The organism is Paenibacillus sp. 19GGS1-52 (assembly GCF_022369515.1).
Classification (GTDB): domain Bacteria; phylum Bacillota; class Bacilli; order Paenibacillales; family Paenibacillaceae; genus Paenibacillus_AQ.
Window position 1 is genome coordinate 3,780,321 of the sequence record NZ_CP059724.1, and the last position, 16,017, is coordinate 3,796,337.

Here is a 16,017-nt window from a genome sequence, read left to right on the forward strand (position 1 = left end):
TTGTGACCTTACAACTCAATAACCTTTGTAGCCACATTATTGCAGAATTCCCTGTCATGCTCCACAAAAAGAATGGTAGATGAGTAATCCAGCAACAGCTCTTCAATTTGCATCCTGGAAATGACGTCAATGAAATTTAGCGGTTCATCCCAAATATGCAAATGAGCTTGCTCGCTAAGGCTTTTGGCAATCAGCACTTTTTTCTTTTGCCCTCCGCTAAAAGCGGAAATATCCTTCTCAAATTGCACTCGGGAGAAATCAAGCTTCCTTAAAATCGATTTAAACAGGCTTTCATCGATCCCGTTGTCTGCCGCATAGTCAGATAAATTGCCTTCAAGATGGGAGGTATCCTGGGATACGTACGATATTTTCAACTGGCTATCCTTCTTAAAGGTGCCTGTATAGTTTATATCCTCACCGCAGATAAGTTTGATGATACTGGATTTCCCGGAACCATTGTTGCCCGACAGCGCAATTCGCTCACCTTGCGCAATCGACAAGTTTAGTTCTGCACAAATCAGCTTCTCCCCATAAGATATCGAAACATGTTCAAGTTCAACAAGTTTGCTTTTATGATAAGCAAGTTGCGAAATCGCTAAGCTGTCAGCGTTTTCGATATTTTTAAGAAGTTTAGACTTTTCATCAATAGCGGATTGTTGTCGTTGCTCTATGGATTTAGAGCGTTTCATCATTTTAGCAGCTTTGTGTCCAACATATCCTTTATCCAGCTTAGAACCGGAATTTCTTGTTCCGTTTTTGCTTTTCTCCACTTCGTGTGACCAGTTGCCCGTCCGTTTAGAAGAATCAGACAAGCGTTTAATATCTCTTTTAAGTTTTTCGTTCTCCGCCAGCTCAAAGTGATCTTGTCTCCATTTATTGTCCCACCAACTGGAGAAATTACCTTTTTGAATTTCAATGTTGGTCTTATTGATGGAAAGGATGTGATCTACGCAGTGATCCAAAAATGATCTGTCGTGAGACACTAGAATATATCCGCTTTTGGAATTGAGGTAATCACTGACGAGTTTTCTTCCTGCCATGTCAAGGTGATTGGTGGGTTCATCAATTAACAAAAAACTATTTTCTTTAATAAATAAGGTAGCCAATAACACTTTCGTTTGCTCGCCATTCGATAATGAATCAAAGGGCCGATATAACACATCTTCAGAAACTCTCAGCAAGGAGAGTTCACGCATCAACTTCCAATGAAGATAGTTTGGAAACATGCCTTCGATTATATCAAGGGTATTATGCTCTTTGTGTTCAACTTGGAACGGGAAATATTCAAAAGTAACATTAGCCGAAATATTTCCGCTGTATTCATATTTACCTAGCAACAGATTGAGAAATGTAGTCTTACCTCTACCGTTTCTCCCCGTAAATCCTAATTTCCAATCCGTATCAATCTGAAAACTTACGTCTTCAAATATATTATCGTAACTGCCCTCATAGGCATACGTCAGGTTTGTAACACTTATTAATGACATATAATTTTCCTCCTGTATCTAGAGTAAAGGGCTGGCCTGACCAGCCCCTCCTCATCAAACCGTACGTGAGGTTTTCCCTCATACGGCTTTCCGATGTTCGTCATTCATGGGCATACAGTTTACAATAGCGTTTTAAGTCCATACTGGACGGCAATATGTCTAACCTCTTTCAGTGAACCCATCCATCTTCTACGTTGTCTTTTCTTGGCATACCACCGGGTTAATCGCTGCAAAATATACCAGTCCAACTTGGCTAATCTCTTTTGGCTGTAGTTCGTGTAGTAATAATTTCTCCATCCTTGGATCTTTGGATTGAGCCATTTCACCTGTTCCGCAAACGATTTCGAGCGCATGCTCGGGGGAGCCAATCTTTCTTTGACCACCTCTCGAATGCGTTCCTCTGCCTTTTTCGTTAGCCACTGTTGTGTGGTGTAGTACACCTTGCCTTGGGATGTTTCTGCTCTCGTTTTTCGGTGATGCATCCCCAAGAAGTCGAATCCTTCGTCTCCCGTCCATAATCCTACAATGCGGGTTTTGGTCGGGTCTAGGGTTAACTCCAAACGCTCCATGATTTTGCGTATGAGCTCATACGCATGTTCGGCGTCCTTTTTCGTTTTGCAAACCACTACAAAGTCGTCTGCATACCTCGTGAGCTCCCCTACTCCTTTCCCGTGTTTCTCCCACAATTGGTCGAAGTAATTTAGATAGATATTCGCAAGGAGCGGTGAAATCACGCCTCCTTGCGGAGTCCCTAAATCCGAGCGTCTTACCGTTCCTTCTTCCATAACTCCCGCTTGTAGCCACTTCCTCATTAATTTCAGTATCCGCCTGTCATTGATACGCATTTGCACCAATTTCATAAGCTTTTCTTGATTAATGTTGTCGAAGTAGCCTTGGATATCGACGTCGACTACCCAATTTCCTTTGCGGTTGCAGGCTTTACGAATACGTTCCAACGCCCCTTTAGCACTTCGTTTCGGGCGAAAACCGAAGGATACTTCCTCAAAGTCGGCTTCAAAGATGGGCTCAATTACTAGTTTGGTTGCCATCTGTAGGACTCGATCGCGCACAGTGGGTATACCTAATGGCCTTTGCTTGCCATCCTTCTTCGGGATATAGTGTCGCCGTACAGGTTGCGGATGGTAGTTGCCTTCTTTAAGCTCTCGCTCACAGGCCTTGAGAAACGGTATTTCTCCTTGTTCCTCAATATCTGCTAGCGTCACGGCATCTACTCCTGCGGCCCCCTTATTGGCTTTCACTCGCTTCCACGCTTCGCACAGTACATCCCACCGATAGATCTTGTCATACAATGCATGGAATTTACGCTTTTTGTTCGCCTTGGCCGCATGACCTAGCTTTTCTTGGAGTTGTTGAACTTTTTCCTTGGGTGTCGTTAGCCGGTTGGCATTCACTCACTCGTACCTCCTCCAAAAGCATAAACAAAGCAGGGCTCCTTCCCTCCCTAAGGTTATGTTGTCCTTAGGTTCTTCGGTACTATGAGCCCCTCGGACTCCCTTCCCACAGACGTTTCACTTCGTCTTTTGGACTTATAGAGCGTCTCTTTACGGATTCCTAAAAAAAAAAAAAAATTCGTGTGGGGGAGGGTCTCCCCAGTTCACTGCATTATCTTTCAAACCCATGCCGTTCCCTATACGCCGGAGGATTCTTCACTGCTGCTCCAAGTTCTGCACAGTTTCCATGGCCTTCGTCTATATTCTCGAGACTCGGCACCCTCTTTTCCCCTTTGCAGGGCCTTTTTGACGACGCGGCAGGATTCACTTCATGTTGCGGCCTGGATTGTCGCTCGCCCTGTCTCTGACAGGTACTTTTGTCGATGCGCTTTTACACACAGATTTCTCCATGCGCAAGCATCCTAGCTACCAAGGTGGCTTGGCCCCTCCTTGGGTTGGACTTTCACCAACTAGATAATGCGTGCCTCTGGGCACGCAAAAAAAATAAAAGCTACAAGAAAGTTACTTTCTTGTAGCTCAAATAAATACAGAAATCTAGCCCACTAGTGGAGTTAGATAAAGATATCCCGTTTGAGTTAAAAAGATATAGTAACTTTCTTGCATATAAAGAATAAAACACGCGAAAAATATCGCTCTGATTGTTTTATTATTTTATAAAATCAGCAAGAAAATTCCACATTATATCTTTCAACTCCATTCCGTTAATTAAGTTAACCTTAACATACCTCTTTTTGAATTTCAATAAAAGCCATTATTCCTACTTACTCGGCGACAACTCTATGGACTGTGTGTCCATAACCGGATTCCAATACCGCTCAATCTTTATGGTAAGCGGCTGTGGATATTCCAGTGCAGCTTCTCCAAAATTATAGCGAATCTCGTCCACCACCGTACCCTCTTTTGACCTACTAAAGCCGCCAAAGTTGATTGACGAAAATTTTTTGTTCACTGTTTGATGTACTTGGCCCTCTGCATCGGTATAGCTGCTGGGCAAGCTCATGCTGAAGCTGCTCGAAAATGGATCATTTGTAGACTTGCGCCGTAACAGGATTTCTCCTGCTTCTGCGTGTTCTGCAGGATCGGGCTCAACAACTACTAGATCGCTTCCCGGAGCTTCTATAATTTGTTTTTTATTGAGATCGACTACAATTTTCAAACGATCCTTGTCTTGCGCCGCGATTCCGGCTATTTTCAATGCAACCGAATCTAATGGTCCAGCTAGACTCTTTTTGAAAATAAGTGTGGCCTTGGAGTTATCTGAATATACTTCTGAATTATAAGATGTGAGTAGGTCTGGATAGTATAATTTTTCGGTGTGATCCCCGCTTTTACCGATCAGAACCGGATTAATCCACTCGAAAATTTGTTTGTCATTGCTCTTGTCATACTCCAGATCCACATAAGTACTCAGCGGAGTATACAATAATTGCTTCACAATAATCTTTTGTCCGCCCACGGTCAATGTCTGCTCTGGATAAATTGCATAGTTCTGGTTATTTAACATATCAGGATTAAGTTTGAAGGTAACATCCAGGCTCGTCCGGTACTTGTTGCTGCTGGAAAATAGTGCCTCATCAGAGGTTTCTGTAAGAATGATACCCAGCTTCGCATCCTGCGAATATTGTCTTGAGGGCAATAGGTTGGTTGAGTAAATATAATTTACGGTTTGACCCGCCCGAAGCCGGTTGTCGCCAGGCAGAATTTCCAACGATGTTCCCTTACGCGGGTAGGGGTCCTGATAAGTGCCGAAGTGGAGCGAGAAATCCGCATGTACTACTTCCTTATCTGTATTGTTCTGGACGCTGTATAGGACAAACACTTTGCGGCCGTCTGTAACAGCACCGGATACGTCGATACGGAAACCTTTTTTCTCTGCGCTCTGGCGAATCTGCTTTACGAGATTCTGTTCCAAGGCACTTGCAAGGGCGGGATCTAGCACAGAATCCTCACGGTAAGCTTTGAAATCATCCCAATGTTCAGTGCTGGCTGTTTGCAGCGAAGGTTCATCCTTTACTTCGATCGGCAATCCGCTGAAGGGAAATAGGAGCAGAACTGCTGCCACAGCTGCAATCGCACCCATTCCTAATGAAAACATGCGCTTTCGGGAACGCTTCTTTCCCCGATTGATTCCATCTCGCATGGCATTATAAATTTTCATTTCTTGAATCATTTCGGTATTTTCTTTTACTTCATGGGCATTCTGCCGTAGAATCCGTTCTTCTTTTTCTACCACTCCATTCGCCTCCTTTAGAGATATTTCCGCAGCTGTCCGAGTCCTTCACGCAACCAGGTTTTGATCGTGCCTTCGGGTTTATTCAGCACTTCGGCTATTTGGGTGGTTGTCATATCCTGATAATATTTCAGGATCACAGCATGCCGATATCGCGGCTTCATCCGTTTCATCGCCCGTTCGAGGTCGATTCGTTCATTGCTCTTCATTTCCTGAGCGGCTTCCTCCACCAGCTTCTCTGTTGGAAACACCCGTTTTTTACGGCGCAGTTCATCCATGCAACAGTTGATAGTAATCCGCATCACCCAAGGCGTAAACACCTGCTCGTCCTTCAGCTTTTTGCGCTTCATCCATGCCCGGCAGGACGCTTCCTGCACCACTTCCAATGCGTCGGCTTCCGTTCTCAGGTAACTGAAGGCAATTGCATACATTTTTCGATGTTCGACGTACAGGCGTTCAAAAAAAGTTTCTTCATCCATCCGCGCAAAATTCGTCAATCTGACCTCGTCCAATGTATTTCCCACCATTCACCACTCCCCCTATTTTTATAAGTGCTGGCATTGGGAAGAAGTCATCTAAATCATGTACTTATAAGTAAGACGCAGTTCGACGGGAAAAAGATTGGTTTTTCTCATCTACAACACACGAAAAAAGCTGGCATTTCCTACGCCAGGAATTACCAGTAGTCAGAAAAAAATAATGTTTTAGGCTGGAAAATAAAGTGTGTGGTAAACTATTCGAAGCACGGCACTTGAGAGGGATGAAAGCAACAATGAAAGAGTCATTAGTTAAACAAGCAGCTCGAATTGCAGGCGATTTTCTTCAGGAACAACTAAAATCTTCCTTTCAGATCATAGGCAAAGGCATCACAAATCAGGTTTGCGTAGTTGAAACAGAGTTTCATAAAGTTGTTGTCCGTATGAACGATGAAAATATGTTTCCAAGCTTTATCAAAGAAAAATGGTGTATCGAGCAAGCAGCCGCAGTTGGCATTCCGGGACCTGAGGTATTATCCATTGGTATAGTTGATGAAACCGCATATATGATTCAAGCCTTTATTGAGGGAGACAACGGTTTAGACAGCACAGTACCCAAGTCTTATATTTGGAGAACACTGGGCGAATATGCCAAGCTTATTCATTCTATTCAGGTGAAAGGATATGGGGAAAATCTGATCGATCCAGTCCATGGTGAGTTTCAGTCACCATCACATGCTGGATCAGACGGTAGTTGGCAAGGGTATGTGCAACATAACATCAATAGTCTGACTGAGCATGATCGCCTGATTGAGCTTGGAGTAATGACTCATATGGAATCGCAGAAAATAAAAAACCTATTTGAAGATTTAAAGAGTGAAACGTTCCGTTTCGGCTTAAACCATGGAGATATCTCTTTGAAGAATACGATTGTCAATCAGGCAAACCAAGTTATATTGCTGGATTGGAATGCGAAAGTAAGCGTGGTACCCCATGCAACTGTTGCTCAATTGATGCATTACCAAATTCTAGGGTTAGAAGAAAGCCCAAATGTTGAAGAATTCAAAGCCTTTATAGACGGATATGGAATAAGTGGAAAAGATCTTTCTGACATAAGGCATTATCTACTATTAAGGGCTTTCGATAACCTCAGGTGGGCTATGGATCGGAGTCCTGAACTAATTGAACCCTATGCTGCATTCGCGAAACAAGTAGTAGACATTATTATGGATTAGTAGATTTGAGCATTCCACATCCCTTAGAGTATTCGTGAAATTATCGAACGATCCTGCCTGTCAGCTCAACTCGGATCAAAATCCGCAACGATTAACATATCCATATGACGGGCGTGCCGGAGTAGATAATGAATGAAACTTGCTTTAAATAACGTACGCCATAGCGGTTTCCGTGACTGCCCGATGATAAGCTGGGTCGTCTGCACTTCGTTCATTCTGTTTAACAAATGTTGATGTACGTTGGTGCTGCTTCCAGCCTCGGTTATCTCCATCTTTCCACCCAGTCGTTCCGCCAGATGCCGCAGCACGTCCAGCCGCTTCTGCTCCTCAGGCGTTCGTATCGCACCGCAATGTACATAATGGACATACCATTCCGCTTTCAAACGATGTGCGATGCGGAATCCGCGGCGGATCAGTCGTTCTGCTCGTGGTTCCAAGTCCACACAGACGAAGATCACCTCGCGCCTGCTCCAAGGCCCCCTTAAAGACGTATCCCGATCCCATGCCTCCAGCCGTTCGTCTACATCATCCGCAATTTCGCGGAGGGCCAGCTCACGCAGCGCAATTAGATTACCCATCTTAAAAAAGGATTCCAGCGCCTGATTCACTTTCTCGGTTGCGTAAATTTTCCCTTCCCGCATCCTCCCCTGCAGCATTTGCGGAGTTACGTCGATCAGCTCTACCTCACTCGCCATTCGCAATATTGCATCTGGCACGGTTTCGCGAACCCGAATACCGGTTAACTGTGCCACCGCGTCGTTTAAACTTTCCAGATGTTGAACATTCACAGTAGTTATGACCGATATACCGTTTTCCAATAAGCGGATAACATCCTCATATCGTTTTTTGGTCTGACTGCCAGGGACGTTGGTATGCGCTAATTCATCAACCAGTACGACCTCAGGATGGCGGGCGATAATCGCATCTGTGTCCATTTCTTCCAGCTGAGTTGACTGATATTGAATCTTAGCCCGCGGGATAATCGTTAGTCCGCCGATTTGACCTTTGGTTTCCTGCCTGCCGTGCGTTTCCAGCAGACCGATGACAACATCTATATTCTTGTTCAGAAGTAGATTACCCTCCTGCAGCATTTTGTAGGTTTTGCCTACTCCGGGAGCCGCCCCGATATACACTTTGAAGGTGCCCCGGTGTATCTTATCAATCTTCTGTTGTAGTTCTTCGCTACTCAACCGATGAAAAGGCAATTTAGTCCCTTTCGGATTCGGTTTGATGGGCAATATCCGCTCCCCTTCCTGCTCAGCCCGGTCTGCCATCAGAAACACATCAATATTTCGTGTTTCTCGCAATACACGGTTCGCGATGGAGCCTTGCCACTTTTCCTGCCAACGACTCTTATTGGAGTGGCCCATGACGATTCGCGTCACGTTATTTTGAATCGCAAAACGTACTAATACGGAAGGAAGCTGACGCAGATGGGTTAGTTGAATCTCACTAAATTTGGCATCCACGCGCTCTACAAGCTTCACTATTGAACGTTTGAAGGTTTGCTGTTCCTTCGTCAGTGGTCGATTTGGCATAACAAAGGTCACTACAATGAGATCACCACCCAGCCGCTTGGCGATTTGTTGACCTCTTCTCACATAGAGTGAACCGTTCCAGTGGTACTGCGTGGATACCAGTATCCGCTCAGTAGCGCCCGAAGGGCCAATGAGTCCCTGAACTTCCCGATGTTTTTCAAGAGAATCATTGACTCCTTCTGCTACCAAACGTAGTGACAATTCACGGAGCACACCGAGATTTCCACGGGCGGACAAAGCGGGATGCGTCTCACCACCCAGTACACCTTCCTCGATACGCTTCAGAATGGTTTCCGGTGATACATCGATTAAGCGCACTTCATCCGCAATTTCTAGTGTATTTAAAGGCACCGTTTCTTCCGCGCGAATTCCCGTCATTTGAAATATGATCTCGCCCACTCCTGCCAATTCATAAACATTGATGGTCGTAATCACGCTGATACCGTTGCTCATCAAATAACGAATATCTTCCAGCCGTGTGGGAAAACGGGCATCTATGCGATTTCGATGAGCCAGGCCATCCACCAGCAGAACCTCAGGATTACGTTCTAATAGAGCTTCCAAAGGAAGATCTTTTTGCTCCTTGCCATCCTTCCACCAATGGATACTCGGGACACGTTCCAGATCCACGAGCTGCGAAACGGTTTCCACTCGTTGCATGGTAGATACGGCACTGATGACTACATCGATCCCTTGCTGCTTCAAAAGCTTGCCTTCCTCCAGCATATTGTATGTTTTTCCCGATCCGCTGACGGAGCCGATAATGATCTTCAGCCTGCCCTGATGCAGCCGGTATATGGAATACAAGATTTCTTCCGGGGTCTTTCGTTTGTATGGCGCCATTTATGAAACTCCTTTCGCGAAAGCGATACTCCAAAGACCAAACCGAAAACTACCCTGACCGCCAACTGCGCGGGCAGGGTGTGAGCCGAACTATTTCGTCGACATTTCCGATAAAGCCATATTCAGCTTCAACACATTGACACGTTCCTCACCAAACAAACCAAGATCGCGGCCTTTGGTACACTTCGCCACTAAATCCTCCAGTTGCGAAGCTGGAATACCGGTCAGGTTACTAATCCGCGGAATCTGCACAATCGCCGAAGCTGGAGTAATATCAGGATCAAGTCCTGAACCTGAATTGGTAATCAGATCTACCGGAAGTTTATTCAAGGGCACTTCGGGATTATCCAACTGCCACTGGGTAATGAAATCCTTTGTTCGCTGCAGCATATCCGGATTTGATGGTCCGTAGTTGTTGGAGCCGGAAGCTTCGGCTTTATAATCAATACTGGATACCCGGCCATGGAACAGCGCCGGATCTGTAAAGTTCTGGCCGATCAATTCCGAGCCCACAACGACTCCGGCATTATTGGTGAGTAGACTGCCATTGGCCTGTGACGGCATCACAACTTGGGCAATCGCTGTGGTAGCCAAGGGATAAATGATCCCGCAGAGTACAATAAAGACCACACTAAGCCGCACCACCATCAAGAAATAAGCACCTTTGGACATGGATTGCTGCTCTTCTTCCAGTTCGATAGAGTTCACCATCATACTGTCACCCTTTTCTGTCTATAGTTAATATACTGTTAAATCCAGATACTTACGATCATATCAATGAGCTTAATCCCGGCGAATGGAACAATGACTCCACCCAAGCCGTAGATAAAAAGATTACGTCTCAGCAGCTTGGCGCTGCTCATCGGTTTATAAGGAACGCCTCTCATTGCCAACGGAATTAACAGCGGGATGATGATTGCATTAAAGATCAGGGCCGAGATAATTGCCGAGCTTGGTGAGCCGAGTCCCATTACATTCAGGACTTCCATCTCTGGAATCGCCAGGGTGAACATCGCCGGAATGATCGCGAAATATTTTGCGATGTCATTCGCGATACTGAAGGTGGTTAACGCACCACGCGTCATCAACAGTTGCTTCCCAATCGCAACAACCTCTATAATCTTCGAAGGATCTGAGTCCAAATCTACCATATTGGCTGCTTCTTTGGCAGCCGTTGTTCCACTATTCATCGCAAGACCCACATCAGCCTGCGCTAGCGCGGGTGCATCATTCGTACCGTCACCGGTCATGGCGACCAGCTTGCCCTCGTTCTGCTCGCGGCGGATGACCGCGATTTTATCCTCGGGTGTGCTTTCCGCGATGAAATCATCAACCCCTGCTTCGCGGGCAATAGTGGCCGCAGTTAGCGGGTTGTCGCCGGTACACATGATCGTTTTGATACCCATCTTCCGCAGTTCCTCGAAGCGCTCTTTCATGCCGGGCTTAACGGTATCCTTCAAATAAATGAGCCCATAGATTCGGTCATCTACAGCAACTGCAAGCGGGGTACCGCCTAACCGGGCGATCGCATCCGAATTGCTGTCTAGATTGTCAGGGATCAGCCCGCCATTGGCCAGCACCCATTTCTTAACGGAATCCACCGCGCCTTTGCGTACGCTACGTCCGTCAAGCAGATCAATACCGCTCATCCGCGTTTCTGCTTTGAATTCGACGAATGTTCCGCCTTCTCCCAGACTGCTGTCATAGCTGCGTTCCAGCTTTTTGGCCAGTTCAAGCACAGAACGTCCTTCAGGAGTTTCATCCTTCAGGGAGCTGATGGCTGCCCAAGCGGTGAGCTCAAGATCGGATTCTTTACCTACGGTTACGAATTCACTAGCCATACGATTCCCAAAGGTAATCGTCCCCGTCTTATCCAAGATCATGGTGTTAATATCTCCGGCAGCTTCAACAGCCTTCCCGGACATCGCCAGCACATTAAACTGGGTGACCCGATCCATGCCCGCAATCCCAATAGCAGAGAGCAGTCCACCGATCGTTGTTGGAATCAGACAGACTAGCAAAGCAATCATTACTGGAATATCCAGTTCCACACCCAGAAAGCTTCCAATGGGCCGCAATGTCACTACAACAATCAGGAAAATAATCGTCAGACTAATCAGGAGTGTATTCAAGGCAATTTCGTTAGGCGTCTTTTGGCGCTTCGCGCCCTCAACAAGAGAGATCATCCGATCGAGAAAAGATTCACCGGGATCACTCGTAATCCGCACCTTGATCTCATCGCTGACTACCCGCGTACCACCCGTGACCGAACCAAAGTCTCCACCGGCTTCTTTAATGACAGGGGCTGACTCGCCGGTTATGGCCGATTCATCTACCGAAGCCAATCCTTCAATAACCTCGCCATCACCCGGAATTAGTTCTCCTTGGCTGACAATAACGATATCTCCCTTGCGCAGTTCGGAGGAAGCAACCGTCTTTATTGACGTTCCAACCAGCTTGTTAGCCGTAATATCCTGCTTCGTCTTCTTCAATGAATCTGCCTGAGCCTTACCGCGACCTTCTGCCAGCGCTTCAGCGAAGTTGGCGAACAATACGGTAAACAGCAGTATGAAGAATACGGATATATTGAAGCCTACCGATTGTTCTGCGTTAAAGTATCCGGGTGCCAGCACCATAAGCAGAACGATGATCGTGCCGATTTCGACCACGAACATGACTGGATTCTTCATCAGAGTTACCGGATTAAGCTTGATAAAGCTATCTTTTACAGCGCTTAGGAGTATAGGTCCGCTCAGCAGCTTTTTTCTTTGTACAGTACTCATCTAGATCTCCCTCTTCCTACCGTAAGGTCAAATATTCTGCAATCGGACCGAGCACTATGACCGGCAGGAACGTCAGTGCACCAATGATCAGCACCGTACCAATCAGAATACCGGTAAACAGGCCATTATCTGTCCGGAATGTACCGATAGTCTCTGGCACCGGCTTCTTCTTAATCATCGAACCAGCTACTGCCAGCATCGCTATCATGGATACATAACGGCCTAACAGCATGACGACTCCGGTTGTAATATTCCAGAAGGAAGTATTATCCGCCAGCCCTTCAAATCCGGAGCCGTTATTGGCGGCAGCAGAGGTATATTCATATAATACCTGCGTCATTCCATGGAAGCCCGGATTGGTGATCGATCCTTTTCCCAAGTCCGTTAGAAATGCCCCTGCAGTTGGCACCAATATAATAAGCGGGTGAATCAGGATGGCAATAGCTATCAGCTTCATTTCCCTGGCCTCTATCTTCCGCCCGAGGAATTCCGGCGTCCTACCGACCATCAGACCGCATAAGAAGACACCCAGGATGGCATACATCAGCATGTTGACCAGCCCGACACCTTTGCCACCGAAGACGTTATTGAGCATCATCAATGTCAACGGAGTAATGCTGCCAAGCGGCGTTTGTGTATCGTGCATATTGTTAACAGAACCGGTTGTGGCTGCGGTCGTCACTGTTGTAAACAGAGCGGACTGCGCTATGCCGAAACGTACCTCCTTGCCTTCCATACTGCCTTGTGAGGAATCGATTCCCATGGCGTTAATAGCCGGATTACCTTGAGTTTCACTATAATAGTTCAATGCCAGAAACAGCACGAACAAGGTCATCATGGCCGAGAAGATCATCCAACCCTGCCGTTTGTTCTTGGCGAACAAGCCATACATATAAGGAAGGGAGGCCGGCAGCATCCACATGGAGAGAATCTCCAGCACGTTCGTTAGCGGGCTTGGATTCTCAAAGGGATGCGCCGAATTGGCTCCGAAGAAGCCGCCGCCATTCGTTCCCAGATGTTTAATGGATTCCAGCGATGCAATCGGACCGATGGAAATTTGCTGAGTCTGTCCGTCGAGTGTAGCTACCTCAAGCATAGGCTTAAGCGTCTGCGGCACATGCAGTCCGACCATTATCAGTGTAATCAGTACAGCCAGTGGGATGAAGATACGGATATGTGCTTTGACGAAATCCTCAAAGAAATTCCCTACCGACTTCTGTCCGGTAATCCCTCTAACAAAAGCAACGGCGACTGAAAATCCGCTGGCGGCAGAGGTGAACATCAACATGGTCATCACGGCCATTTGCGAGAAATAAGAGACGCCCGTTTCACCGCTGTAATGCTGCAGGTTCGTATTGGTCATAAAGCTGATGACTGTATTAAACGTAAGCGTTTCTTCCATATTCCCGATTCCACTTGGGTTCAGCGGAAGCCCCTTCTGCAAGCGGAGGAAAATATAGCTGAACAATACCAGCACAATATTAGTTAATACAAAGCTGATCGCATATTTCTTCCAGGACATTCCGCCCCGCTTTTTTAGTCCGATCAGGCTATAAATGCCTTTTTCCGTGCGTGCAAACCAGCGATCCGTCCGATTGGGTTCGTTGGAAAACACATGATATAAATAGGTTCCGACTGGCTTAACCAGCAGCAACAGAATTACGATAACAACGACTATTTGCAAGACGCCCATAAATGACCCTCCTAAACTTTCGTTACATTACATTACATTCATTTTTCAATAGTTGATATTAGAATTTCTCCGGATGAATCAGGGCGTACACCAGATACAAGAACAGCAGTAGGGTAACAGCCATTACAACAATCACAGCTCATTCCTCCCCTTGTCTTCAACCACGCCTGCGCAGAAGTGCATAAATCCGTAAAGCAAACTAAAAAGCACAGCTAACGCAACCACCATATACAGATCCATCATCGCCTTTGCCACTCCTCTCTTTCTATCTACTACTGCTCTCTCTACGTTTAACTTCCGATTTAGCTTATCATCTCTGCCATTAGTTCTGGGTTAGGGTTTCCACGAGCGGATTAAGATTACATTAAGATTTAGTTGTTATATCTTCCGCCGCTTTATCTATGTTATCGTCCTCATATAAACCCAGATTTTTTAAATAGGAATAGTCATATATTCTTTTAATGATATAGAACAGCACCATTATGATTGAGATAAGACCAACATTTTTTAATAATTCATTCATATAAATCACCCCTTCTCCCCTATGCTTCTCCTTCTGTTTTAGCGTATCACGCTCGCCATTAGTTCAGGGTTAGGGTTTACATGAGTGAATAAAGATTACATTAAGAGGGATATTCCTTTTCCTTTATCATCTGGTTGCGCTTGTGAGGACGCTTTCGCTGTTTAAGCGGGAATCGTATCTATAATCCTTCTAAAAATCATAAAAAAAGAAACCATTCTTTGGTAAAATGGATGTGCGACCAACCATTTTAAATCAAGGAGAGGTTTCTTTGTACATTCAATATACTATGATTGACTCGCATTGCCTGCAAATGGCTAACTCCCGGATCTACACTTCGCTCAAAGTTTAAACTATGATATTAAAACCTCTATGCACACGAACTGGCACCGATATTTTATCGGTGCCAGTTTTTTGGAGATATAAGAAATTATCTTTTACACTATAAAGCATTCTTCTTACGATTCAATCGGCTGTTCCTCATCAATCTCTCTAACAAAGTTCTTATTCTGGATCACCTGAGAGCTGCTCTGCTGCGATCCCAGAACCCGCATCTGACCATCCGCATTGGCAAATCCATATTGAATCATATAGGTAAACAGGTTCACATTAAAAAAGACATATTTCTCGGACAGCTGGGGCGCTGTACCGTACTGTTTATCTACTTGATAGCCGAACAGCTGATTGATATCTTTGGCTGCAGATTTCTTAGTGGTGTCCAGCTTGGCTTCCCACATCAGCTTGGCTTGACCGCCCTTGATCTCATAATGATAAACAAGATCAGCCGTTTGAATAAAATAACTGTCCGATTTCCCTTCCGGGAAATAATAGGTTGAATTCAATCCCTCATCGTCTGCCGTCAACATAAGCAAACCGGAATTATTAATAGGAAACTGTAAGGCGGCAATACGGGATATCGCCAGGTTATCACTCTTATAATTTTCAGTCAGGACAGAATTGGCACGGTCGGAAATGGTAATCAGCTTGGTCGATGGATTTAATTCAACATTGTAATTCAATACCTCCGAGACAAACCGGATTGGAACAAGGGTTCTTCCGTTTATTATCGTAACAGGTACATCTAAGCTAACGGATTTATTATTGATTAGCGCCACACTTTTACCTACGGTAAGCAGAACTGTGGAATCCCCTTTTTGCAGTTTGAGCTGTTTAATCGTAGGATTCCAGTTCATCTTGACCCCGTTGAAGCTTTGAATGGCCTTCACAGGTATAAGCACTCGCCCTGAAACCACCTGTCCATCATAAGAAGTACTCGAGCCGCTTATGGATACTTTATAGGAAGTAGTGTTAGCGAATGAAGAACCTAGCACTGTTGACGATAGGGCTACAGTAAGCAATAAGCTGGCTACCACTTTCTTTTTAATTTATTCCCCCTCCTTAAATTGGAAATCATCTGGTTTAATGCACTCCATAACACCCTGAATATACAGATGTTTATACTGACGGTTAGCAACCCGAAAAGTTTCGATAGATGGATTATTCTTGAATATATAATAAAATAAAGGAATCCATCCCCATTATTAATTGCAACCATCGCATAAATACTTCTGAACGGTAGCCATTCCATCGCAGCTTTAATAGCATTTGTAGCCAACCCGATTGCTACTAAAATTCGCAAAAATTTGCTCTATTTCATCATTTTCTTACCCAGTTTAAAAAGGCTCTATTTTAATATCAGTGGTTGACTTTACGAGCGAATGTAAGCGGAGGGTCGGAGGG

Annotated in this window: 12 protein-coding genes; 2 read left to right on the forward strand and 10 right to left on the reverse strand. The window is 45.3% G+C overall.

The features are described 5' to 3' along the window. Positions 1-8 precede the first annotated feature (8 nt). Together H1230_RS17670 and ltrA are read right to left on the reverse strand one after the other, a co-directional pair. Complete coding sequence (locus tag H1230_RS17670) at positions 9-1,487, reverse strand: Lsa family ABC-F type ribosomal protection protein (RefSeq protein ID WP_239711182.1); 1,479 nt, start codon at positions 1,485-1,487, stop codon at positions 9-11. Positions 1,488-1,606: 119 nt separating this feature from the next. Beyond that, on the reverse strand, positions 1,607-2,899 hold the full coding sequence (gene ltrA / locus H1230_RS17675) for a group II intron reverse transcriptase/maturase (RefSeq protein ID WP_239711184.1): 1,293 nt from the start codon (positions 2,897-2,899) through the stop codon (positions 1,607-1,609). Positions 2,900-3,269: 370 nt separating this feature from the next. Between ltrA and H1230_RS17680 the strand changes: the two genes are divergently transcribed. Then, positions 3,270-3,416, forward strand: coding sequence for a hypothetical protein (locus H1230_RS17680; RefSeq protein WP_239711185.1), 147 nt, complete (start codon positions 3,270-3,272; stop codon positions 3,414-3,416). Between the two features lie 300 nt (positions 3,417-3,716). Here H1230_RS17680 and H1230_RS17685 read toward each other — a convergent pair whose 3' ends face one another. Together H1230_RS17685 and H1230_RS17690 are read right to left on the reverse strand one after the other, a co-directional pair. Then, positions 3,717-5,192, reverse strand: coding sequence for a DUF4179 domain-containing protein (locus H1230_RS17685; protein WP_239711188.1), 1,476 nt, complete (start codon positions 5,190-5,192; stop codon positions 3,717-3,719). 14 nt (positions 5,193-5,206) lie between these two features. After that, positions 5,207-5,716, reverse strand: a complete 510-nt coding sequence (locus H1230_RS17690; RefSeq protein ID WP_239711190.1) for a sigma-70 family RNA polymerase sigma factor — start codon at positions 5,714-5,716, stop codon at positions 5,207-5,209. A 245-nt stretch (positions 5,717-5,961) separates the two neighbouring features. Between H1230_RS17690 and H1230_RS17695 the strand changes: the two genes are divergently transcribed. After that, complete coding sequence (locus tag H1230_RS17695; protein WP_239711192.1) at positions 5,962-6,900, forward strand: phosphotransferase family protein; 939 nt, start codon at positions 5,962-5,964, stop codon at positions 6,898-6,900. Positions 6,901-6,965: 65 nt separating this feature from the next. On the opposite strand, the gene H1230_RS17700 is transcribed toward H1230_RS17695, so the two are convergent. The 6 genes from H1230_RS17700 to H1230_RS17720 form a co-directional block, all read right to left on the reverse strand. Beyond that, complete coding sequence (locus H1230_RS17700; RefSeq protein WP_239711193.1) at positions 6,966-9,281, reverse strand: histidine kinase; 2,316 nt, start codon at positions 9,279-9,281, stop codon at positions 6,966-6,968. Between the two features lie 90 nt (positions 9,282-9,371). Further along, positions 9,372-9,995, reverse strand: coding sequence for a potassium-transporting ATPase subunit KdpC (gene kdpC, locus H1230_RS17705; protein WP_239711195.1), 624 nt, complete (start codon positions 9,993-9,995; stop codon positions 9,372-9,374). Between the two features lie 35 nt (positions 9,996-10,030). Then, positions 10,031-12,064 carry a potassium-transporting ATPase subunit KdpB gene (gene kdpB, locus H1230_RS17710; RefSeq protein WP_239711197.1) on the reverse strand — a complete coding sequence of 678 codons (2,034 nt, stop codon included), beginning with the start codon at positions 12,062-12,064 and terminating at the stop codon, positions 10,031-10,033. 16 nt (positions 12,065-12,080) lie between these two features. Beyond that, positions 12,081-13,757 carry a potassium-transporting ATPase subunit KdpA gene (gene kdpA / locus H1230_RS17715; protein ID WP_239711199.1) on the reverse strand — a complete coding sequence of 559 codons (1,677 nt, stop codon included), beginning with the start codon at positions 13,755-13,757 and terminating at the stop codon, positions 12,081-12,083. 58 nt (positions 13,758-13,815) lie between these two features. Next, entirely contained in the window at positions 13,816-13,881 is a 66-nt protein-coding gene (kdpF, locus tag H1230_RS31740; RefSeq protein WP_481857181.1) for a K(+)-transporting ATPase subunit F, read from the reverse strand. Between the two features lie 854 nt (positions 13,882-14,735). Next, positions 14,736-15,650 (reverse strand): copper amine oxidase N-terminal domain-containing protein, encoded by a 915-nt coding sequence (locus tag H1230_RS17720; protein ID WP_481857080.1) that lies wholly within the window; start codon positions 15,648-15,650, stop codon positions 14,736-14,738. Between the last annotated feature and the right edge of the window lie 367 nt (positions 15,651-16,017).